Here is a 1001-nt window from a genome sequence, read left to right as displayed (position 1 = left end):
ATTTCTTTTTGAATTTCAGTATACTCCCAAATTAAATGGTCTCTTTCTTTTCTATAAGAATCCGAAACCTCCGAATCCGGGAATTCAGCCTTTTCCGCTTCATGCGTATTGATTTCATTCTCATAATAAGACGAAGGAGTATTATACAATGAATAAGTCAATCTATGATGATAATGCACTTCTATCGTTTTAAGATAATAATTTTTTTTCATCGCCACTCAATTTTTCTAAATTTATTCCAAGCTCAGACTCTATCTGTTTCTCTATAAAATCTTTAATTTCAGAAGGAACACCCATCCGCCACAACTCAAGAGGACCACTCTTGAACAGTGTGCTTTTATATTCTGTCACATAATGCTTATGATCAAAATGGTACATCTCATGCCATATTGTTGCCAACCTGTCTATATCTGACAATCCTGGTCTATTGAAAAATTCATTACAAAGTACAATTATCCCACTCTTTTCAGTCCTTGCAAGCACACTACAATTATTTGATTTCATAATCGTATATTTGGAAGGATTGATCCCATGGTTCTTTTCCAAGATACTCAGCAGAGAATTTACCTTCTTCTGTTCAGCCTCATTGAAAGGCACGGGAGGAGGAGATTGGGACTGCTGATTGTTACCATCACCCCCTTGTTCAACCTCACCGCTTCCTCCACCCAATTCCCCCTCACCGGAATCAGCCGGAGCATCTCCCGGGTCAGGAAGAGGGTCAGGGTCTGGCGGAGTCGTGGTTTCATCGCCCGAACTCCAGTCGTCACCGGAATCAGATTCGTCATAACCGTCATTGACATAGGCCGAATCAACAAAGCCGTCACCGTCTATGTCAATGTAATAGGTATCATCATTCGAATTGTAATAGACATCATCGCCCCAACCGTCAGTACCGACCTGAACAAAATTGTCATTGCCCGTATCAAGAGGATTATCGCTGTCATTGTTGCTGTCGTCAGACCAGCTGTCATCGTACCAAGAATCATCCTCAAATGTGTCGT

The 1001-nt window shown here is 41.2% G+C and carries 2 pseudogenes; both read right to left on the bottom strand.

What is annotated here, in order from left to right:
* A pseudogene (locus QUW60_RS15020) lies at window positions 1-212 on the bottom strand (hypothetical protein); the annotation flags it as partial.
* Window positions 190-1001 (bottom strand): annotated as a pseudogene (locus tag QUW60_RS15015) (hypothetical protein); the annotation flags it as partial. The pseudogenes QUW60_RS15015 and QUW60_RS15020, both read right to left, overlap by 23 nt.

The organism is Bacteroides gallinaceum (assembly GCF_030373775.1).
Taxonomy (GTDB): domain Bacteria; phylum Bacteroidota; class Bacteroidia; order Bacteroidales; family Bacteroidaceae; genus Phocaeicola; species Phocaeicola excrementipullorum.
Note: the sequence above shows the minus strand (reverse complement) of the source record. Positions and strands in the feature narration are given on the sequence as shown.